The following is a 20,561-nucleotide window of genomic DNA, read 5'->3' on the forward strand; positions in this document are numbered from 1 at the left end:
CTCGGTGTCCCGCCGTGGTCAGACCACCTGGACTCGGGGTCCGGCGGCCTCCAGTTCGTCGGCGAGACCGCTGGCGAGACCGGTGTCGGTGATGACCAGGTCGAGGTCCTCGACCGCGGCGAAGCGGGCGAAGTGGTCGTTGCCGACCTTGGTGTGGTCGGCGAGCAGGACGCAGCGGCGGGCCGAGGCGATCATGGTCCGCTTGACCTCGGCCTCCGCGGGATCGGGTGTGGTGAGCCCGCGTTCGGTGGAGATCCCGTTCGCCGCCACGAAGGCGACGTCGACGTAGGACTCGGCGAGGGAGCGCAGCGCCCAGGCGTCGACGGTGGCCTGGGTGCGGGTGCGCAGGCGCCCGCCGAGCAGCATGAGGTTGATGTGTGTACGCGGGGCGAGCGTGAGGGCGATGGACAGGGAGTTGGTGACGACGGTGAGTTCGCGGTCGGCGGGCAGCTGCTCGGCTAGGCGTCCGGTGGTGGACCCGGCGTCGAGCAGGATCGCGCCCTCCTCGGGGAGCTCGGCGAGAGCCGCCTTGGCGATGCGCTCCTTCTCCTGTGTCATGACGGAGTCGCGCACGTTGAGGGCGGGTTCGAAGCCCAGCCGCTCGACGGGGATCGCGCCACCGTGGACCCTGCGCAGGACCCCGTGGCGTTCGAGTGCCGTGAGGTCGCGTCGGATGGTCTCGTACGTGACGTCGAACTCCGCGGCGAGCCCTGTCACGTCGACCCGGCCGTCCCGCCGGGCGCGTTCGAGGATCGCCTTCTGGCGCTCTTCCGCGTACATGTTGGATCACCTGTGTTTCGGTGTGGTTTTCTGTGAGTTTAATGGTGTTGCCTGGGACACACAAGAGGTACCTTGAACCAATATCCCAGCAACACCGCTCGTCGCGAAGCCCCTACGATCCGCCGAAGTCACCAGGAGCGTTTCGCCTCCACCCGACTGCGCCCGCACACCGGGACACCGGTGACGCGACCCCCACGGCCCCGTGACCGACAGTGGCCAAAACCGGAAACCAGGGCACAACAGCATTGACACACACAGGCAAACACACATAATCAAAGGTAGTCCCACATCCGGACCGGGCCGGGCGCAGCCACCTCGAAAAGAGCACCCATGATCCTGACCCTCACCCCCAACCCGAGCGTGGACCACACCCTGGAGGTCAGTCACCTGACCCGCGGTGAGGTCCTGCGCGTGGGCTCCACCCGCGCGCAGGCGGGCGGCAAGGGCGTCAACGTCTCCCGCGCGCTGCGCCGTGCGGGCGTGCCCACACGGGCGGTACTGCCCGTGGGCGGCGGCGGAGGCGCCGAACTGACCGCCCTGCTCGGGGACCTGCCCTGCGTCGCCGTCCCCATCGAGGGCGAGACGCGGGGCAACATCGCCGTCACCGAGGACGACGGCACCACCACCAAGCTCAACGCACCCGGGCCCGTGCTCTCCCCCGAGGAGACCGACGCCCTGCTGGCCGCCCTGGAGGCCGAGCTGGACCGGGGCCCCGCGTGGGTGGTGGCCAGCGGCAGCCTCCCCTCCGGCTCCCCCGACGACCTGTACGTGCGCGTCGCCGAACTGGCCGCCTCCTACGGGGTCCCGCTGGCCCTGGACACCTCCGGCAAGCCCCTGGAGGCCGCGGCCCGCGCGGGGTCGGTGTCCCTGCTCAAGCCCAACCACGAGGAACTGGCCGAGCTGATCGGCCGGGAGCTTCCCACCGTGGGCGCGGTCACCGAGGCCGCCCGCGAGGTCCTGGGGTGGGGCAACGGCTCCGCCCTGGTGACACTGGGGGGCCACGGTGCGATACTCGTGGATCCCGAGCACACCTGGTGGGCGCACGGGCCCGCGGTCCGCGCGCGCAGCACGGTGGGCGCGGGCGACTGCGCCCTGGCCGGGTTCCTGGGCGCGGACGGCTCCCCCGAGGACCGGCTGCGGCACGCCGTGGCGTGGGGGACGGCCGCGGTCTCCCTGCCCGGAACCACCGTCCCCTCCCCCGACGACGTGGCCACCGACGCGATCACCGCGGTGGCCGACCCCGACCCGCAGTGGCCGGTCGACACGCTCTGACCCGGGCCTCCCCGCCCACCCGACGATCTCCCGACGACTTCTCCGAGGACTTCCATGCCCCAGCGCACCGTGGCCATCGCCTCCCAGCTCGGCCTGCACGCCCGCCCCGCCAGCCTGTTCGTCCAGGCCGTCAACGGCACCGGCCTGCCCGTCAAGATCGCCCGCGAGGGCCAGGACCCCGTGGACGCCCGCAGCGTGCTCGCCGTGATGGCGCTGGGCGTCAAGCACGGCGAGACGGTCACCCTGTCCTGCGAGGAGCAGGAGAACGCGGACAAGGTCCTGGACGAGCTGGTCGAGATGCTGTCCCGGGAACTGGACGCCTGACCGACGCCTGACCCGCGGGTTCCGCGCGGCCCCGCCCGGACACGGGCCGTCCCCCTCGGGGGCGGCCCCTCCGGGGCGCGGGGCCGCCCGGCCCCGGTCCTCCAGGTCAGTCCGGGCACGGCACGGGACCATCCGGCCCCGGCCCTCAGTGTCGGCCCGGACACGGCACGGGACCACCCGCCCCCGGTCCTCGGGGTCGGCCGGGGCTACCTTGCTGCCATGGACACCTCACGTGACGACACCGTCATCGGCCCCTCGGGGATCTGCAGGCGGGGGCAGCACGACTGGAAGCACGATCCCCCCGGGGCGAAGCGGCAGGTCTGCACCCGGTGCCGCTCCATGTCCACGACGAACTACTGCGACTGCGCCGAGTGCGCGCCCGGCGGCGCGCAGGTCTGAGCGCCGCGGAACCGGGCGGCGCCCGGTCCCCGCCGGGACAGGGCCCGGACCCCTCGTGTCACACCGGCGACGGTTCCGGTCGGCCCGTCAGGACTCCCCCCGCTGGACACGGTGGACCTTGTGCTGGGCGGCCTGCGCGCGCGGGCGCACCACCAGCAGGTCGATGTTCACGTGCGGGGGCCGCGTGACCGCCCACACGATGGTGTCGGCGACGTCCTCGGCGCTCAGCGGGTCGGGCACACCGGCGTAGACGGCGTCGGCGGCCCCGGAGTCCCCGCGCATGCGGTTGAGGGCGAACTCCTCGGTCCTGACCATGCCCGGCGCGATCTCCAGCACGCGCACAGGTTCGCCGCACAGCTCCAGGCGCAGCGTGGCGGCCAGGCTGTGCGCTCCGTGCTTGGCGGCCACGTACCCGCCGCCGCCTTCGTAGGCGGTGTGGCCCGCCGTGGAGGAGACGACCAGCACGGTGCCGTCCCCGCTGGCGATCAGCTTGGGCAGCAGGGCCTGGGTCATGTTGAGCACGCCGATGACGTTGACCTCGTACATGGCGCGCCAGTCGGCGGGGTCGCCCTCGGCCACGGTCTCGGTGCCGATCGCGCCGCCCGCGTTGTTGACCAGGACCTCGCACGAGGTCAGGGAGTCGGCGAAGGCGTCGACGGCGGCCCTGTCGGTGACGTCGAGGACGTGGGCGCGGGCGCTGCGGCCCTCCCCGGCCAGTTCCTTCGCCAGCGCCTCGATCCGATCGGCGCGGCGGGCGACCAGGACCACGTCGTAGCCCTGCTCGGCGAGGCCGCGCGCGGTGGCGGCCCCGATCCCGCTGCTGGCCCCGGTGACGACGGCGGTCGCTGACATGGTGGTTCCCTAAGGTTGTGGCTGTTCAGGATGATTCGTTCTGGATGCCCAGGACGGTGGGGTGTGGCTGATGGTGTGTCTGCCCTTAGCGGCTCGGGAGGAGTGGCCGCCCCGTTGTCCGGAACTCCCCGGCCTCTGATTGAGATCTGCGAAGAAGTCGCTGTCACGCCGAGCGTAGCCGGTGGCCGTGCCCGGCCCGTCGGGAGGAGGCGGCGGTCCGGCCGCCCTGGTCCGGGCGTCGGTCGCCGAGCCCCGCCCCGAGGGGTGTCGCCGTCCGCGCGGGGACCCGCGCGGAGCGGACCCGGCGGGGCCGACCCTTCGCCGCGTCTTCGGCCGCGCCGGAGCCGGTCGACCGGGCGTTACGCGTTCCGTGCTTCCATGAGGGGTGCTCGCCGACCCGACGCGTGTCGTGGGCGGCACGCGCCATGCGGGCGAGGACGAGGGGGACGGACCGGTTGCGGGGTATCGATATCCGGGAGCTGGAGTGCTTCCTCGTCCTTGCCGAGGAACCGCACCCCGGGCACGCCGCGGTGCGGCTGGGCGTCCCCGTGGAGACCGTGGACCGGCTGCTGCGCGCCCTGGAGGAGCGGATCGGCGCCCCTCTCCTGGACCGCGCGGGCCCGCGCCCGTGCCTCACCCCGTTCGGCGAGGAGTTCCTCCACGCCCTGCGGCCCGCCTACCAGAACCTGGCTGCGGTGGTGGACGGCGCGCGCGACCGCGCCCACGGCGGTCCGTCCACGGTCCGCCTCGGGTTCCGGGGCAAGGTGCACGGCCCGGTGGCCGAGGCGGTGCGCGCCTTCGAGGAGCGCGAGCCCGGCACGCGGGTGCGGATCGTGGAGACGGCGCACTCGGACCCGTTCGGTCCGCTGCGCGAGGGCGAGGTGGACGCCGCCGTCGTCCTGCTGCCGGTGCGCGAACTCGACCTGGTCGTGGGCGCGGTCTTCTCCCGGCAGCCGCAGCGGCTCGCGCTGCCCGCCGACCACCCCCTCGCCGCGCGTGCGGGCGTCGGGATCGAGGACATGGCCCGGGTCTCGCTCATCCCGGTCAGGCGGACCCCCGACCACTGGCTGCGCGTCCACGCACCCACCGTCACACCCCTGGGCAGGACCATCCGCCACGAGACCGGTGTGGACACCCTGCGGGAGGGGTTCTCGCAGGTCGCGGCCGGGAGGGGGGCCATGCTGCTGAGCGGGGACGTCGCCGACCACGCCGACCGGGACGGGCTCGTCCTCGTCCCGGTCAACGGCCTGCCGGAGTCGTCCCTCGGCCTGGTGTGGCCGCGCGGGGACCGGCATCCGAGCGTGCCGGTCCTGGCCGCAGCCCTCGCCGACGCCCTGGGCTGAGGAGCGGGCCGCATTCGTCGCGGGTGCGACCGCACGGGGCGCCCGTGGTCGCGGCCCTGCCCCTCACTCCTGCTGGTGGTGGGCGCGGTGCTTCTTCTTGGGCACGTCGCGCATGTCCACGTAGGGCTCCTCGTCCACCGGCCGGCCGCCGGAGACGGCGCGTCCGCGTTCGATCTCGGCGTTGAACTCCTCGCCGAGCAGGATCGCGATGTTGGTGATCCACAGCCACACCAGGAAGACGACCACCGTCGCCATGGTCCCGTAGGTCCTGCCGTAGGACGCGAAGTTGGCCACGTAGAAGGCGAAGGCGGCCGAGGCGAGCAGCCAGATCACGACCGCCAGCACGCTGCCCGGGCTGACCCAGCGGAACCCGCGCCTGGCGTTGGGCGAGGCCCAGTACAGGAGCGCGATCATGAACACCACGATGAGCAGCAGCACCGGCCACTTCGCGATGTTCCACACCGTCACCACGGTCGAGCCCAGGCCCAACAGCTGCCCGACCCAGGACGCGGCGCTGCCGGTGAGGGCGACGCCGACCACCGTCAGGGACAGCAGGACGACCATGAGCAGGGTGACGCCGACGCGGATCGGCAGCGTCTTCCAGATGGGGCGCCCCTCGGGCACGTCGTAGACGACGTTGGAGGCGCGCATGAAGGCCGCGATGTAGCCGGAGGCCGACCACAGGGCGATCGCGAGGCTGACCAGGCCGAACACGCCCGCGGCCGTCTGGTTGCCCTGGAGGTTCTCGATGGCCGTCGTCACCAGCCGCGCGGCGTCGGCGGGCAGGGTGGCGGAGATGTTGTCGGTCAGGGTCTGCGTCGCGGACGGCCCGGCGAGGCCGAGCAGCGACACCAGCACGAGCAGCGCCGGGAAGAGCGACAGGATCGCGTAGTAGGTGAGCCCGGCGGCGAGGTCGGCCAGCGCGTCCTCCTTGAACTCGCCGACGGTCCGGCGCAGCGACGCCCACCACGACGACGCCGACATGTCGGTCGGTTTCTCGGCCTCCTCCGGGGAGGAACGTCCGTCGTAGGCGTCCGAGGAGTTGCGTCCCACCATCTTCCCGCTCCTTCCCTCACCGGTCCCGGGCCGGGGCCCGGACGAGGCGGGGCGAAGGGCCTCTTCGGACCCTCGCCCGACGCGCATCGGCGCCTTTCCGGTCGCCCGCCCACGGGTGCCCGCCCACGGGTGCCCGGCCCGGAGGCGTTCCCCCGGGCCGGGGCGGGACTCAGGAACCGCGCATCTCGTCCCTGGCGGCCTTCGCCTCGTCGCGGGCGTGCTCGCCGGTGGTCTGCGCGGCCTCCGAGGCGCTGCCCTTGAGGTGCTCCCCCGCGGTCCGCGCGGACTCCACCGCCTGCTCCTTCACGTGGGCGGCCGACTCCGCGACCGCCTGGCGCGCCGGTTCGACCGCGTCGGCGTGCTCGCCCACCCGCCGGGCCGCACGCTGCTCCGCACGGCTCTCGGAGAGGACGGACGCGGCCAGGAGGCCGGCCCCGAAGGCGATCAGCCCCGCGGCGATGGGGTTGCCCCGGGTCTGGTGCACGGCCCGCTCCGGCAGCGACCTGGCCATGCCGACCGCCTGGTCGGTGGTGTGCCGGATCCCCTCGGCCGCCTCACCGGTCGAAGGGGTCGAACCCATGATCCGGTCCTTCAGGTCCCGCGTCCCGTGCCGGACCCTGCGGGTGCGCCGGTGCACGACGTTGCGCGGGTTGGCGTGGTCCACCAGCCGGTCGGTGTCGTGGGTCAGCTCGGAGCGGGTCCGCTCGATGTCCTGTCTTATCTGGTCGGGTGTTTCGCCCATTGCGCGTCCTCCTTGAGGGTCTCGATGGTGCGTTCCGGTTTCGGAGAGACCTCGCGCATGCGGTTGCGGCCCACGACGGCCAGGACGCCGCCGACGACCGCCCACACCACCGCGACGACCAGCGCGGCCCAGCCCAGGCCGATGAGCTCCGCCAGTCCGAACATGACCGCGAGGCTGAGCAGCAGCAGGGCCAGGTACCCGGCCACCGCGGCGCCGCTCAGCAGGCCCGCGGCCTTGCCGGTCTTGACCGCCTCCTCGCGCATCTCGGCCTTGGCCAGCGCGAGTTCCTGACGGAACAGCTTCTGCAGGTCGCCGGTCACCGCGCCGAGGAGTTCGGAGAAGGACTGCTCCTCCTCGCCCGTCTCCCGCCGCGCTCCGGGAATGGTCGCCATGTCAGCCCCCTCAGAACGTGCTTCCCCGCGACCCCGGATCCGGCGGCGGAGTGATGTCCTCCGGCCGGGGGGTGACGGGCGGGCGGGAGGACGCGGTCCCCCCGTCGTGGTCGGTCTCGCTCAGACGCGGTGCGGGCGGACGGACCCGCTCACCGGCGGGGAGCGCCTCGGGACGGCTGTCAGCGGCCCCTTCCCTGCCCGCGGAGATATCGGACGAGGCCTTGAGGACGCGTCCGAGCGCGAACCCGGCGATGGCGGCGCCGGCCAGGAAGGCGACGGGCCTGCGCCGCGCGAAGCTCCTGGCCTCCTCCACCAGGCCCTCCATGCCGCGTTCGTCCAGGAAGTCGGCGGCTCCGCGGCCGCTGTGGGCGATCTGGCGCACGGCGCCGCTCACCGGGGAGCCCTGCTCCCCGCTGTCGGCCATGGACGACAGTTCGTCGGACCACTGGCGCAGGTTCTGCGACGTGCGCCGGGTCTGCTCCTGGGCTTCCTCGCGCAGGCGGTTCTGGACGTCGTCGGCGACGTGCCGGGCCTCGGTACGGGCCTCACCGGCCAGGGAGCGCGCCTGGTCCCCCGCGGTGGAGGCGACCTCTCCCGCCGCCCCTCGGGCGGTGTCGGTCAGGCGGCCACCCGTGCCCCCGGGCCCGTCTCTTCCCTCGTGTGAGTGCATCGCCAAGCCTCCTCGGAGTCGGCCTGTTGCTCGTTTGGCACCGCGACTACCCCGCCTCCACCCCGTCATGCACACCGGAACGCCGCAGTTCAGACGGGCTTTCGCCCCCGGTCCCGGAGGGTGCGGACGGTCTTCGCGGAAGGCTCGGCGCCTCGCATGGAGGACCGGTCGCCGCGCCCGTCGCCGGGCTCGGGGGGGGCGGGTGGTCGCCGCTTTATCGCGGGGCTCAGGGGGCCGGTCGGCCGCGTCTCCGTCACGTCGTCGCCCGGTGAGCGCCGTCGCGGGATACGGGTGAACCGCGCGGCGACCGCGCCGCGCAGGGTCCGGGAAAAGCCGTGGCCGCTCCGGAAGGCGCGTGCTAGCTTGGGCGGAATTTCCCTCCGGAACCGCGAATGCCACCGTCATCACGGGGCTCACGGAGCCGCGACCTTCCCCGATCAGGAAAACGCCCATGCCCGTGGAGAGAACCGCCGAATCGTCATTGTTCCTGCGCTACGCCTCGTTCGCACTCCTCGGCTCTTCGGCCGATTTCCTTTTCGGCGCGGTTTTCGTCACGATCCTTCTGGGGCGCGGGGCGGACCCGTGGCTGCTGGGGCTGATGCTCGGTTCCACGAACCTGGTGGCCCTGCTGGTGGAGGCACCCAGCGGCGCGCTCGGCGACCGCTACGGCCACCGCAGGCTGCTGGCGGTGGGGCTCGCCGTGTGGGGCGCGGGTTTCGTGCTGATGGGGTACGCGGACGGGCTCGCGCTGACGCTCGCGTCCATGTACCTGTGGGCGGTCGGCTTCCACCTCCAGTCGGGGACGCTGGTCGCGCTGGTGGTGAACCGGATCGGCGACCGCGACCGCCCCGCCCGGATCGCGCGGACGGTGCGCTTCGTCCAAGTGGCGGGCAACAGCGGCGCGGTGCTGGGCGCGGCCTCGGTGATGGTGGCGGGGACCTGGCTGCCCGCGGACTCCCTGGTGCTGGTGAGTGGCGCGGTGCTGGTGTCACTGGCGTTGCTGGCCCCTGTGTGCTTCCCCCGTTCCCCCGGCCAGTCGGGGCGCTCGCTCACCGCGATCGTCCGGGAGTCGGCCGTACTGGTGGCGAGCAGGCGTTTCGTTCCGTTGGTGGCCCTGACGGCGGCGTCGGTGTCGGGACTGGCCGCCCTCGTGCTCGCCTGGCAGCCGATGCTCGCGGCCGAGCACGGCGCGGACGTGCGGCTCAACGGCCTGGTGCTGCTGCTGATGATGGCGGCCATGGCGGCGGGGTCGGCGTGTTCGCGGTTCGTGGGGCGCGACCGGCCCCACGTGTGGGGACCCGTCTTCGCGGCTTCCGCCGGCCTGCCCCTGGTGCTGGCGGTACACGGGGTCGTGCCGCTGGTGGCGGGGCTGATGGCGGCGGAGTTCCTGTTGGGGCTGGCCGTGGTGCTGTCGCACGTGTGGCAGCAGACGATGTTCTCCGACGCCAACCGCAACACCATGGCCGCGATGTTGGGGATGGTGGGCAACGCGGTGAGGATGCTGACCGTGCTGGCGTTCGGGTGGCTGTGGGAGCTGTTCGGGCTGGAGTGGACGGTGACGGCGGTGGTCGGGTTCGGGGTGGCCGCGGCTCTGGCGACCGTTCTGCTGTCGCAGAGGTTCCCGGAGTCGACGCGGTCCGTCGGGGGCGCGGACGAGGGTGAGGGCGAGGGCTCCCCGGACGCACCGGAACTGGACGGGACGGGCGGATAGCGGCCTGGAGGGACGGGCCGCGGGCGGAAAGCACGGATATCGGAGGCACCGTTCGCGGGCCTTTTCCGGCGGAACGGAAACGGGAGGACCCAACCCCCATTTCCCCCGCCCCGGATAACCATCGTGTCCCATGTCACATAAAACTCCGGGCGAACCGCCATATCGCGTTTCGGGGCGGGTGCGGTCGAACTCCGGAAAACGCGCGACGGTAGCATTTCCCGGACACGGGAGGCGCGGCCCGGGCAGCGGTGCGCTCGCGGGTGCCGCGGGGTGTCCGGACCCCGCCCGGAGCCGCCGGGGCCGGGGACGCCACCGGGGCCGGGGACGCCGCCGCGCCTTCGCCGGACCGGCCGAGGACGAGGAGAGGGACCATGAGCCTGGCAGAGCTTCTGCGGGAGCGCCCGATCGTACAGGCGCCCATGGCGGGCGGGGCCGCCACGCCCGCGCTGGTGGCGGCCGTGGCGGGAGCGGGCGGAACGGGTTTCCTCGCCGCCGGGTACCTGGCCCCCGAGGTCCTCGCCGACCAGCTCGGGGCGGTGCGCGACGCCGGGGTCGGCGCGTTCGGGGTGAACGTGTTCGTGCCGGGCCCGCCCTCCGACCCGGACGTGGCGGCGTCCTACCGGTCGGACCTGGAGTCCGAGGCCGAGCGGTACGGGACGCCGGTCGGCGCCCCGGTGCACGACGACGACGCGTGGGCGGCCAAGATCGACCTGCTGGCGGAGGCGGCCGTGCCGGTGGTGAGCTTCACCTTCGGCTGCCCGGAGGCCGCCGTGCTGGAGCGGCTGCGCGCGGCGGGCAGTGCCACCGTGGTCACCGTGACCACGGCCGGGGAGGCGCGCGAGGCCGTGGCGCGCGGGGCCGACGGGGTGTGCGCGCAGGGCACGGAGGCCGGGGGCCACCGCGGCTCGTTCGTCCCGGACGGGGACGGCGGCCTGCCGCTGCGGGAGCTGCTGGCGGACGTGGTCGGCGCGGTGGAGGTGCCGGTTATCGCCGCCGGGGGGATCATGACCGGGGCCGACGTGGCCGGGGCCCTGGACGCGGGTGCCGCGGGCGTGCAGCTGGGCACGGCGTTCCTGCGCTGTCCCGAGAGCGGCGCCAACCCGGTCCACAAGGCCGCGCTGGCCGATCCCGCGTACACCGGGACGGCCGTGACGTGGGCCTTCACCGGGCGTCCGGCGCGGGGCCTGGCCAACAGGTTCATCGCCGAGCACCCGCGGCAGCCCTCCGCCTACCCCGAGATCCACCACATGACGAAACCGCTGCGCGCGGCCGCCGCCCGGGCCGGGGACCCCGGCGGGATGGCGCTGTGGGCGGGTGAGGGGTTCCGGGCGGCCAGCGACGATCCGGCGGCGCTGGTCGTGGAGCGGCTGCGCCGCGAGGCCGCGGAGGCGGGCCGGCAGGTCTGAGGGCCGCGGGGACGGTCCCGAGCGGTAGGCCCGAATGATGGGCCCGAACGCGGAAGAGCCCCGGGCGTGGTGCCCGGGGCCGCGGAGTGAGCCGGTGCGCGGCGCCGCTCAGGCGGGCGCGTAGGTGAGGCAGTCGGCCTGCTGGTGCACGTACCCGACGGAGATGGCCGGGGCCTGGCACTCCAGCTGGACGTTGTGTTCGCAGTTCGACATCTTGCAGGCGCCGACCTGGCCCGTGGCGACGGGGTCGCCGCCCCGGTCATTGGCCCCGAAGAAGGTGTCGCACTGGGCGTGGGAGGAGTTCCCCACGGTGATGGCCAGTGCGTGGCAGGAGTGGTCGGTGTTGTAGGCGCAGGCGTCCACCTGGCACGAGTTCACCACGGGCATGTCCATCGCGTTTCCCCCCAGAGCATCGACGGCGCGTTCGAGGCTGCCAGACGGGGCGCCCGGCTTCCAGGACACCGCCTCGTGTCACCGCGAGCAGGACGGAGTGTTGACGAAGGCTTGGCGCGGAGGCGACCGGGAGTGCAGTTCCGCCGTACCGGACCGACTTCCTCCGGCCCCACCGCGTTGAGCCCGCTGACCAACAACGACGGTTCCTTCGCCCAGTAGGCCGACGTCGCCGACGAGCGCGGCGTGCAGCCGCTGGCCGATTCGGAGGTGGACACCGAGGAGGTCGCCTCTGGGCGGCTGTCGGCCGAGCACGACGTGGTGATCCTGACCAGGACGCCCAACGGGTTCAACGTATTCACCGAGGAGTCCGCCCAGGGAAGGCTGGCCACCGACCTGGGCCTGACCCTGCACGAGCTTCCCGACGACCTGGCCGCCCCCTCGGCCCAGGGCGGCAGCGGGCGCGGCGACATCGTGCAGGTGGCCACCGAGCGGGCATCGGACTTCGGCGACAGCACGCTGCTGTTCGTCAACACCCAGGGCCAGGAGCCCGAGGACCACCTGGAAACGGCCCCGATCCTGGAGAACCTTCCGGCGTGGGAGGACGGCCGCGTGCTCACGCTGGGCGCGACCTCGTTCCGGATGGACTACTACAGCGTGCCGCTCGCGGCCGAGCGCCTGGCCGAGGTCCTGGGTTCCTGAACGCGCGGGGGCGGACGCCGCCGCCCGCCCCCACATGCCCACTGAACTGCGCTAATAACGCTGGCGCCTCCACAGAATCGCCAGACTCAGGTTCCCCTTTGTCTCGCCCAGGGGCAGAGCTCAAACATGCCAAAGCTGTACATTAAGCCCATGGCTGGCAAAGACATCAAACCTGGCGAACTGACCACACGAGCGGAGATGAAGGCAGCCTTTGGTGGCGGACAAGGGCAGGGAATCCACCCCTGCAAAGACACGCCAAACGTGCTGATTTACACTGATCCGTCATCAGGGGAGGAGTTCGGTTACTACGACGGCTGGACTTCCACCGAAGACGAGACCGGCCCCCTCTTCGAATACACAGGCGACGGGAAAAATGACCAGGTGTTCAAAGGCTCCTACGGCTGGCGAAACCGCGCCATTTTGCTACACATAGACGAGGGACGAGAACTGCGCGTCTTCAAAGCCGACGGAAACACCCCTGGAAAGAAAGAGAAAATTCAACGATATATTGGAAAGTTCGAACTAGACAAAGAACTCCCCTACGTCTTCCGTGAAGCGCCCAACGATCAGGGAATTTTCCGGCGAGTCATCGTCTTCCGCTTGCGCCCGGCTGAGGCCATATCGGCACGCCCCGAAGACATCATCCCGCCCCTGAAAAGCACCGTGACCCGGCAAGTAGCTGCTGATATATCTACCACCACTACGAGCATCATAGTGGAGCCAGAGAGACATAACGGCAAACTTATCTCCAGGTCAGCCATCCCCCAGACCAAAGTCGACCGCAAAGAGGCCGAGCTATGTGAATCCTTCAAGACCATGCTCGAAGAGCACAAGCACGAGGTCAAAAGATACCAAATCAGAGTCTCAGGACTCTCGTCCAGCCTTCTCACTGACCTCTATGACAACAGTTCCAATGTCCTATATGAGGCTAAAGGAACTAGCTCACGCGAAGCTGTGCGCATGGCCATCGGGCAACTCATGGACTACCAGAGGCACATCACACCAACCCCCACGCTCGCCATCTTGCTACCCGACAAACCCCACTTGGACCTGCAAAAACTTCTTGCCTCAGTGAATATCCACCTTGTCTACCGGGACAAGGACGCTTTTTCTGGATGGCCGGTCGGATCTGTTTCTTCAACATGAACCCATTGCAGGCATAGCCTTCTCGGTCAGCATGAGTGCTTTTAATCATCTGAGTCACCCAACACAGAGGGCCGGCACGCCTTGAGAGTGCTGAGGTGGCAAGCTACTCGGAGTGACGCAGGCATGGCAGACCCGGCCGGTTGCGGACAGCACGGATCCAACCGGGTGGCTGTCCGCTTCTGACCAGGCGCTTCGCGCCAGCCGCCGTTCGACTCCCCGACACCTACCAGTTGGTAACAATTGGGTCCGCGTGTCCCTCCGGCTCTGGAGACTGTGACCACGGGCACCCTAGGGTTCCGCCATGGGTGTAATGCGTAAGCGTGTCCTTGTTCGCGTACTTCTGGGCTTCCTCGCCGCGGTCGTGGTGCTGGCCCTGGTCGGCGCGCTCCTGGGGATATGGACTGTCCGGAGGTCGTTCCCGGAAACCTCCGGAGAGCTCCCGCTCCCGGGGCTGGAGTCCTCCGTCACCGTGCTGCGCGACGAGCACGGCGTCCCCCACGTCTACGCGGACAACACCCACGACCTGTTCATGGCGCAGGGCTTCACGCACGCCCAGGACCGCTTCTGGGAGATGGACTTCCGCCGCCACGTCACGGCCGGGCGCACCGCAGAGCTGTTCGGCCCCGAACAGGTGGACACCGACGTCTACCTGCGCACCATGGGCTGGCGGCACGTGGCCGAGCAGGAGTACGAGCTGCTCGCCCCGGAGACGCGGGCCCACCTCGACTCCTACGCGGCCGGGGTCAACGCCTGGCTGGCCGGGAACGACGGCACCGGGGCCAGCCTTGAGTACGGGCTGCTCTCCGTGCTCAACGGCGGCCACGAGATCGAGGAGTGGACGCCGGTCGACAGCCTCGCCTGGCTCAAGGCCATGGCCTGGGACCTGGGCGGCAACATGGTGCAGGAGACCGGGCGCGCCCAACTGCTCGACGCCGGGCTGACCCGCGAGCAGATCGAGGAGCTGTACCCGGCCTACCCCCACGAGGAGCACCTGCCCATCACCGACACCGACGAGCACCTGGGGGAGGGGCCCGACGAGGACGAAGCGGGCGACCTGCGTGAGGGCGACGCCGGTGACGAGCGGCGCGCGCCCGAACTGCCCGGGGAGGCCGTCTCCGCGCTGACCGGGGTGGCCGAGGCCTCCGCCTCGCTCCCGCAGATGCTCGCCCCGCGCGACGCCTCCGGAGTCGGCTCCAACTCCTGGGTGGTCGGCGGGGAGCACACCGAGAGCGGCCTGCCCCTCCTGGCCAACGACCCCCACCTGGGCGCGTCGATGCCCTCCACCTGGTACCAGATCGGACTGCACTGCACCGAGCTGACCGAGGCGTGCCCCTACGACGTCAGCGGTTTCAGCTTCTCCGGTCTGCCCGGTGTGATCATCGGGCAGAACGAGTCGATCGCGTGGGGGTTCACCAACCTCGACCCCGACGTCATGGACCTGTACGTGGAGCGGATCGAGGGCGGGGACTACGTGGTCGACGGCGAGCCCCGGCCGCTGGAGACGCGTGAGGAGACCGTCCGGGTCGCGGGCGGCGAGGACGTGGACATCGTCGTGCGCTCCACCCACCACGGGCCGCTGCTGTCCGACGCCGCCGCGGGCGCGCACCTGGCCGAGCTGGCCGAGGACCCGGAGCTGGAGGGCGCGGACAGCGGCGAGTACGCCGTCGCCCTGCGCTGGACAGCCCTGCAGCCGGGCACGACCGCGGACGCCATCTTCAGCATGAACCGGGCCCGCGGCTGGGACGACTTCCGCGAGGCCGCCAGCCAGTTCGACGTCCCCTCGCAGAACCTCGTCTACGCCGACAACGAGGGCAACATCGGCTACCAGGCCCCCGGGCTGGTGCCGGTGCGCGGCGAGGGCGACGGCCGCTACCCGGCGCCCGGCTGGGACTCCGACTACGACTGGCAGGAGTACGTCCCCTTCGAGGAGCTGCCGAGCGTGTACAACCCCGAGTCGGGCTTCATCGTCACCGCGAACCAGTCGGTCGTGGACGAGGACTACGACCACCACCTGACCGGGGACTGGAACTACGGCTACCGCAGCCAGCGGATCAACGACCTGCTGGAGGAGGCGATCGGGCAGGGGCCGGTCACGGCCGGGGACATGTCGCGGATCCAGAACGACTCGATGGACCTCAGCGCCGTGCGGATCGTCCCCCACCTGCTGGAGGCCGACGTGGACGGGACGGCCGCCCGGGCGCAGGAGCTGCTGCGCGACTGGGACCACCGCAACGAGACCGACTCCGCGGCGGCCGCGTTCTACAACGCGACCTGGCGCCACCTGCTGCCCCTGCTCTTCGACGAACTGGGCGAGCAGGACATGAACGGCGACTCGCGCGGGATGTACGTGGTGGGGCGGCTGCTGGAGGACCCGGAGTCGCCGTGGTGGCAGGGCACCGAGGCCAGCGGGCGCGAGGAGGTGCTGGCCGCGGCGATGGACGCCGCCGCGCGGGAGCTGACCGAGCTGCTGGGCGAGGACCCCGCCGACTGGCGCTGGGGCGACCTGCACACCCTGACCGCGACCCACGAGTCGTTCGGAACGTCGGGCATCGGTCCGGTCGAGTGGCTTTTCAACCGCGGCCCGGTGGAGAGCGCGGGCGGCTCCAGCATCGTCAACGCCACCGGCTGGAACCCGGCCGAGGGGTACGGGATCAGGACCGTGCCGTCCATGCGGATGGTGGTGGACCTGGCCGACCGCGACGCGTCGACGTGGATCCACCTGACCGGCAACTCCGGCCACGCCTTCCACCCCAACTACGACGACCAGCTGGAGCCGTGGAGCCGGGGTGAGACCCTGCCGTTCGCGGTCACCGAGGAGGCCGTGCGCGCGGCCGCCACGGACGAGCTGGTCCTGAACCCCTAGGGACGATCGACCGGAACCGGCGCGGGTGTGGACCACGGGATTCCACCCGCGCCGGTCCCGTACTCACAGTGCTCGTCGGCGGGTACCGGGTCCGGGCTGAACGCACGCCCTGCCGGTGTGGCGCGGGTGGGCGGGAGGGGCGGCACGGACGGTGCCAGCGGGACGAACGGTGCCAACGGTACCGTCGCGCACCGCGGCACGGACGGTGCCAACGGTACCGTCGCGCACCGCGGGACGGGTGTGCCGTTCCGGTCCGAGGCCGGATAGTGCCGTCGCGCACCGCGGGACGGGTGTGCCGTTCCGGTCCGAGGCCGGATAGTGCCGTCGCGCACCGCGGGACGGGTGTGCCGTTCCGGTCCGAGGCCGGCGAGTCCCGTTCCGTCGCGACCCGGTCCGACCCCCGGTGCGCGCCGCCGGTCAGACCGGGTCGGAGGAGCGCAGCGGGAAGGTCACCCCGGTCATCTCCTCCGACAGCGCCCACAGGCGCTTGGCGGCGCGGCCGTCCCAGGCGGCCTCGCTCCGGCTGGACAGGGCGGGGGCGCCGCGCGTGCCTCCCATGGCCTTGGGCCCGGCGAAGGCCGCGCCGGGCACGTCCTGGGTGGCGGCGAAGATCGTGGGGAGGGCGCCGTTGGCGGCGCTCTGGGCGAGGACCCTGTTGCCGAGCATGAGGGCCGCCCTGGAGACCGGGTTGACCCCGTGGCTCTGGAGGTTGGTGGCCGCGTAGCCGGGGTGGGCGGCGGTGGAGAGCACCGGGGAGCCCACCGCCTCCAGGCGGCGCTGGAGCTCCAGCGTGAACAGCAGGTTGGCGAGCTTGGACTGGTTGTAGGCCCGGTAGGGCGTGTAGCCGTGGTCCAGGTTGACGTCGTCGAAGTCGATGCCCCGGGCCATGCGGTGCATTCCGGAGGAGAGGGTGACCACCCGTCCCGTGACGTGTTCCAGGAGCAGGTTGGTCAGGGCGAAGTGGCCGAGGTGGTTGACGCCGAACTGCGTCTCGAACCCGTCCTCGGTCACGCCCTTGGCGACCGCCATGACGCCCGCGTTGTTGATGAGCAGGTGGAGGTCTCCGCTCCAGACCTCGGCGAAGGCGCGCACGGACGCCAGGTCCGCCAGGTCCAGATGGCGCACCTCGGTGTCTCCCCGCACTCCGGCGGCCTCGGCGCGCCCCTTGGCCACGTCGCGCACTGCCATCACGACGCGCGCGCCCGCCCGGGCCAGGATGCGCGTGGTCTCGATGCCCAGGCCGCTGTTGGCTCCGGTGACGACCGCCGTACGGCCGCTCAGGTCGGGGATGCTGACCGCTGTGGTGTCCATTGCGCCACGGTAGGCGAGCGCACCCGGGCTGTCCATGGCGGTCACGGAGACCGCGCCCCCGGGATGTCCGCGGTGATCACAGCGGTCACGGAGACCACGGCGATCACCCCAGCCCCGGACCGTCCCCGGTGCCCCGACACCCCCGGACCGTCCCCGGTGCCCCGACACCCCCGGACCGTCCCCGGTGCCCCGACACCCCCAAGCTGTCCACGGCAGCCGCGAGAGCCTCCGGGGCGTCCGTCTATCCTGGTTTCCATGGTTGACCGCCCCTACCACCACGGAGACCTGCGCGCCGTCCTGCTCGCCAACGCCGAGCTTGCCCTGGCCGAACGTGGGCAGGCCGCGCTGTCCCTGCGCGAGATCGCCCGCGCGGCGGGGGTCAGCCACGCAGCGCCGGGCCGCCATTTCCGGGACAAGCAGGCGCTGCTGGACGCGCTCGCGCTCAGCGGTTTCGAGCGTCTGACCGAGCGCCTGGAGGCGGCGGCTCCCGAGGAGGGCGACGCGCGGACCCGTGTCCTCGCCCTGGCCAGGGCCTACGTGGGGTTCGCGGTGGAGCACGCCGCGCTGCTCGACCTGATGTACGCGCGCAAGCACGACCCCGACGTCTCCGAGCAGCTGTACGCCGCCGTGGGGCGGCTGCTCGAACGGGTGATGCGCCCCATCCTCGACGCCCAGGCCGCCGGGGAGATCGCGGGCGGCACCCCGGAGGCCGTCACGATGACCGTGTCCGCCGCGATGCACGGCCTGGTCGCGCTCACGGCCACGTCCTCCCCCGAGGAGGTCGACGCCAAGCTCGCGGAGATGGTCGGGGTGCTCTTCGAGGGCCTGGGGCCGCGCACCACAGGCTGAGCCCGCCCCTCACCACCGGTCGAGCCCGGGCCTTTCCACCGGCTGAGCCCAGACCCCGCCCCGCCGAGGGCGCGCGGAACACCGCTTCACGGGCTGGACCCGACCCTCGCCAGCCCGAGCCCGCCGCTCCCCGCGTGGGACACCGCCTCACCGCCCCCCACCGGGGGAGGCGCGGGAGACCGCCCCCCCGACCCCCTTCGCCCTCTCCGGCTCGGCCGGCGAAGGCGCACCCCCTTTCCCGGCCCCGGACCGGCACTCAGCGGCGGTTGATGCGCCGGTACTGCGCCAGCGCGACCGGCGCGAAGACCGCGATGATCGCCACCGAGCTGAGCACGGCGTACAGGGCGGCGTTGTCCGCGGGCCAGCCCGCGGGCGGGGCCAGGCCCTCCGGTGCGGGGTTGTCGAACAGCCCGCGCACGGCGGTGGCCACGGCGGTCACCGGGTTCCACTCGGCCACGGTCCTCAGGGGCGCGGGCATGGCGGCGATCGAGACGAACGCGCCCGAGACGAAGGTGACCGGGAAGAGCCAGATCAGCCCCAGGCTCTGGGCCACCTCGACGCTGCGCGCGGTCAGGCCGATCACCGCGCCGATCCACGACACCGCGAAGGCGAACAGGAACAGCAGCAGGAACCCCGCCACCGCGTCCGCCAGCCCCCCGTTGATCCGCCACCCGATCGCCAGGCCGCACGCGACGATGACCGCGACCGACAGCGCGCTGACGGCCAGGTCGGAGGTGGTGCGGCCGAGGATGACGGCCATGCGCGACATGGGCAGCGACCGGTAGCGGTCGATCAGGCCCTTCTGGAGGTCGTTGGCCAGGCCGATCGCGGTGAGCGAGGCGCTGAAGGTCAGGGTCTGCACGAAGATCCCCGCGACGAGGAACTCGCGGTAGGAGTCGCCGCCCAGGCTCCCGCCGAACACGTAGGCGAGCAGCAGCACGAAGATGACCGGTTGCACGATCGCGGTCACCAGGGACCCCGGCGTGCGCCGGACGTTGAGCAGGTTGCGCCAGGCGACGACGCCTCCGTCGCGGACGGTGCTCACGAGAGGACCTCCTCGGGTCGGGGGGCACCGGCTCCGCGGTCCCCGCCGCCGTCCCCGTCCGGGGCTCCCCCGGCGCGGCGTCCGGTCAGTTCGAGGAAGACGTCGTCCAGGGTGGGGCGGCGCAGGGACACGTCGAGCACGCCGACGCCGCGGGCGTCGAGTTCGGCCAGCACGTCGCCGAGGGTCTTGTGGCCGTTGGCCACGGCCACCGAGGCCCGCCGCGCCTGCGGGTCGACGGTGGGTTCGCCCGAGCCCGCGGCGGCCAGCACCCCGCGCGCCTCGGGCAGGTCGGCGCCGTGTTCCAGGACCAGGTCCAGGCGCTCGCCCCCGACCTGGGTCTTGAGCTCGTCCGCGGTGCCCCGGGCGATGACGCCGCCCTGGTCGATGACCACGATGCTGTCGGCGAGCTGGTCGGCCTCCTCCAGGTACTGGGTGGTGAGCAGGACGCTGGTGCCCCGCCCGACCAGTTCCGAGACCACCGCCCAGGTGTCCATGCGCCCGCGCGGGTCGAGCCCGGTCGTGGGCTCGTCGAGCACGACCACCGGCGGGTCGGCCACCAGGGCCCCGGCGAGGTCGAGCCTGCGGCGCATCCCGCCGGAGTACTGGCCCGCGCGGCGGTCGGCCACGTCGTCCAGGCGGAAGCGGCGCAGCAGGGCGTCGGCCCGGCGGTGCGACTCCGCGCGGCCCATGCCGTAGAGCATGGCCACCATGAACAGGTTCTCGTGGCCGGTGAGCTTCTCGTCCACGGCGGCGTACTGGCCGGACAGGCCGATGGAGGCGCGCACCCGGCCCGGATCGCGCACGGCGTCGTGCCCGGCCACCCGGATGGTTCCGGAGTCGGGCCGGGTCAGGGTGGTGATGGCCCTGACCGTCGTGGTCTTCCCGGCTCCGTTGGGCCCGAGCAGGCCCAGCACGTGGCCGCGCGGCACCTCCAGGTCGATGCCGCGGAGCGCCTGGTGCGCCCCGAAGGCCTTCGTCAGTCCCCGGACCTCGATCATGGGGCCCTGCGGCGGCCGATGGCTGCCCATGTCACTCCCTCGTGGTGGGCGGGCCCGTCCCGCGGTTCGGGGACGGGTGCCCGCGTCGATCGGTGTCAGCCCCGGTCCAGGTCGCGTACGCGGCGGGGTCTCATGTCGGTCCAGTTCTCCTCGATGAACTCCAGGCAGGCCTGGCGCTCGTCGGGTCCGTGCAGGACCGCCCAGCCCGCGGGTACCGCGAGGAACTCCGGCCACAGCGAGTGCTGGCCCTCGTCGTTGACGAGCACGAGGAAGCGGCCGTCCTGGGCGTCGAAGGGGTTGGTCATCGGTG

The 20,561-nt window shown here is 72.1% G+C and carries 21 protein-coding genes; 10 read left to right on the plus strand and 11 right to left on the minus strand.

What is annotated here, in order from left to right; all coding sequences use genetic code 11:
- Positions 1–18: 18 nt before the first annotated feature.
- Positions 19–780 carry a DeoR/GlpR family DNA-binding transcription regulator gene (locus AC0VX6_RS25225; RefSeq protein WP_475466349.1) on the minus strand — a complete coding sequence of 254 codons (762 nt, stop codon included), beginning with the start codon at positions 778–780 and terminating at the stop codon, positions 19–21.
- A 330-nt stretch (positions 781–1,110) separates the two neighbouring features.
- Here AC0VX6_RS25225 and pfkB point away from each other — a divergent pair, with 330 nt between their 5' ends.
- The 3 genes from pfkB (at position 1,111) to AC0VX6_RS25240 (ending at position 2,775) form a co-directional block, all read left to right on the plus strand.
- Positions 1,111–2,052: a 1-phosphofructokinase gene (gene pfkB, locus AC0VX6_RS25230; RefSeq protein WP_475466351.1), complete on the plus strand. Its 942-nt coding sequence runs from the start codon at positions 1,111–1,113 to the stop codon at positions 2,050–2,052.
- A 54-nt stretch (positions 2,053–2,106) separates the two neighbouring features.
- Positions 2,107–2,376: an HPr family phosphocarrier protein gene (locus AC0VX6_RS25235; RefSeq protein WP_013155226.1), complete on the plus strand. Its 270-nt coding sequence runs from the start codon at positions 2,107–2,109 to the stop codon at positions 2,374–2,376.
- 219 nt (positions 2,377–2,595) lie between these two features.
- Positions 2,596–2,775 carry a hypothetical protein gene (locus AC0VX6_RS25240; RefSeq protein WP_444961423.1) on the plus strand — a complete coding sequence of 60 codons (180 nt, stop codon included), beginning with the start codon at positions 2,596–2,598 and terminating at the stop codon, positions 2,773–2,775.
- 87 nt (positions 2,776–2,862) lie between these two features.
- On the opposite strand, the gene AC0VX6_RS25245 is transcribed toward AC0VX6_RS25240, so the two are convergent.
- Positions 2,863–3,627 (minus strand): SDR family NAD(P)-dependent oxidoreductase, encoded by a 765-nt coding sequence (locus tag AC0VX6_RS25245; protein WP_475466353.1) that lies wholly within the window; start codon positions 3,625–3,627, stop codon positions 2,863–2,865.
- A gap of 455 nt (positions 3,628–4,082) precedes the next feature.
- Between AC0VX6_RS25245 and AC0VX6_RS25250 the strand changes: the two genes are divergently transcribed.
- Positions 4,083–4,970: a LysR family transcriptional regulator gene (locus AC0VX6_RS25250; protein WP_475466354.1), complete on the plus strand. Its 888-nt coding sequence runs from the start codon at positions 4,083–4,085 to the stop codon at positions 4,968–4,970.
- A 63-nt stretch (positions 4,971–5,033) separates the two neighbouring features.
- On the opposite strand, the gene AC0VX6_RS25255 is transcribed toward AC0VX6_RS25250, so the two are convergent.
- The 4 genes from AC0VX6_RS25255 to AC0VX6_RS25270 form a co-directional block, all read right to left on the minus strand.
- Positions 5,034–6,026, minus strand: coding sequence for a YihY/virulence factor BrkB family protein (locus tag AC0VX6_RS25255; protein WP_274974974.1), 993 nt, complete (start codon positions 6,024–6,026; stop codon positions 5,034–5,036).
- A gap of 169 nt (positions 6,027–6,195) precedes the next feature.
- The gene (locus AC0VX6_RS25260) at positions 6,196–6,768 is read right to left on the minus strand and encodes a DUF3618 domain-containing protein (RefSeq protein WP_274974975.1); all 573 of its coding nucleotides are present in this window, start codon (positions 6,766–6,768) and stop codon (positions 6,196–6,198) included.
- Entirely contained in the window at positions 6,744–7,160 is a 417-nt protein-coding gene (locus AC0VX6_RS25265; protein WP_274974976.1) for a phage holin family protein, read from the minus strand. The genes AC0VX6_RS25260 and AC0VX6_RS25265 overlap by 25 nt, the downstream gene beginning before the upstream one ends.
- Positions 7,161–7,170: 10 nt before the next feature.
- Complete coding sequence (locus AC0VX6_RS25270; RefSeq protein ID WP_274974977.1) at positions 7,171–7,830, minus strand: hypothetical protein; 660 nt, start codon at positions 7,828–7,830, stop codon at positions 7,171–7,173.
- A 451-nt stretch (positions 7,831–8,281) separates the two neighbouring features.
- Here AC0VX6_RS25270 and AC0VX6_RS25275 point away from each other — a divergent pair, with 451 nt between their 5' ends.
- Both AC0VX6_RS25275 and AC0VX6_RS25280 read left to right on the plus strand, forming a co-directional pair.
- Positions 8,282–9,541, plus strand: a complete 1,260-nt coding sequence (locus AC0VX6_RS25275; protein ID WP_274974978.1) for an MFS transporter — start codon at positions 8,282–8,284, stop codon at positions 9,539–9,541.
- A gap of 371 nt (positions 9,542–9,912) precedes the next feature.
- Complete coding sequence (locus AC0VX6_RS25280) at positions 9,913–10,947, plus strand: nitronate monooxygenase (RefSeq protein ID WP_475466357.1); 1,035 nt, start codon at positions 9,913–9,915, stop codon at positions 10,945–10,947.
- 108 nt (positions 10,948–11,055) lie between these two features.
- Here AC0VX6_RS25280 and AC0VX6_RS25285 read toward each other — a convergent pair whose 3' ends face one another.
- On the minus strand, positions 11,056–11,334 hold the full coding sequence (locus tag AC0VX6_RS25285; protein ID WP_475483703.1) for a DUF1540 domain-containing protein: 279 nt from the start codon (positions 11,332–11,334) through the stop codon (positions 11,056–11,058).
- Between the two features lie 249 nt (positions 11,335–11,583).
- Between AC0VX6_RS25285 and AC0VX6_RS25290 the strand changes: the two genes are divergently transcribed.
- The 3 genes from AC0VX6_RS25290 to AC0VX6_RS25300 all read left to right on the plus strand — a co-directional run bounded on the left by AC0VX6_RS25290 (position 11,584) and on the right by AC0VX6_RS25300 (position 16,048).
- On the plus strand, positions 11,584–12,039 hold the full coding sequence (locus AC0VX6_RS25290; RefSeq protein WP_475466361.1) for a hypothetical protein: 456 nt from the start codon (positions 11,584–11,586) through the stop codon (positions 12,037–12,039).
- A 150-nt stretch (positions 12,040–12,189) separates the two neighbouring features.
- The gene (locus AC0VX6_RS25295; protein WP_475483704.1) at positions 12,190–13,185 is read left to right on the plus strand and encodes an SRA domain-containing endonuclease; all 996 of its coding nucleotides are present in this window, start codon (positions 12,190–12,192) and stop codon (positions 13,183–13,185) included.
- Positions 13,186–13,495: 310 nt separating this feature from the next.
- Positions 13,496–16,048, plus strand: a complete 2,553-nt coding sequence (locus AC0VX6_RS25300; protein WP_475466364.1) for a penicillin acylase family protein — start codon at positions 13,496–13,498, stop codon at positions 16,046–16,048.
- Between the two features lie 417 nt (positions 16,049–16,465).
- On the opposite strand, the gene AC0VX6_RS25305 is transcribed toward AC0VX6_RS25300, so the two are convergent.
- Positions 16,466–17,359, minus strand: coding sequence for an oxidoreductase (locus tag AC0VX6_RS25305; protein ID WP_475466366.1), 894 nt, complete (start codon positions 17,357–17,359; stop codon positions 16,466–16,468).
- A 255-nt stretch (positions 17,360–17,614) separates the two neighbouring features.
- On the opposite strand from AC0VX6_RS25305, the gene AC0VX6_RS25310 reads away from it, so the two are divergent.
- Positions 17,615–18,208 carry a TetR/AcrR family transcriptional regulator gene (locus AC0VX6_RS25310; protein ID WP_212642583.1) on the plus strand — a complete coding sequence of 198 codons (594 nt, stop codon included), beginning with the start codon at positions 17,615–17,617 and terminating at the stop codon, positions 18,206–18,208.
- A 256-nt stretch (positions 18,209–18,464) separates the two neighbouring features.
- Here AC0VX6_RS25310 and AC0VX6_RS25315 read toward each other — a convergent pair whose 3' ends face one another.
- The 3 genes from AC0VX6_RS25315 to AC0VX6_RS25325 form a co-directional block, all read right to left on the minus strand.
- Positions 18,465–19,253, minus strand: a complete 789-nt coding sequence (locus AC0VX6_RS25315; RefSeq protein ID WP_212642582.1) for an ABC transporter permease — start codon at positions 19,251–19,253, stop codon at positions 18,465–18,467.
- Complete coding sequence (locus AC0VX6_RS25320) at positions 19,250–20,281, minus strand: ATP-binding cassette domain-containing protein (protein WP_475466368.1); 1,032 nt, start codon at positions 20,279–20,281, stop codon at positions 19,250–19,252. The genes AC0VX6_RS25315 and AC0VX6_RS25320 overlap by 4 nt, the downstream gene beginning before the upstream one ends.
- A 65-nt stretch (positions 20,282–20,346) precedes the next feature.
- Positions 20,347–20,556, minus strand: coding sequence for an MbtH family protein (locus AC0VX6_RS25325; protein ID WP_017563644.1), 210 nt, complete (start codon positions 20,554–20,556; stop codon positions 20,347–20,349).
- Positions 20,557–20,561: the final 5 nt, after the last annotated feature.

The organism is Nocardiopsis sp. iso_25 (assembly GCF_056173305.1).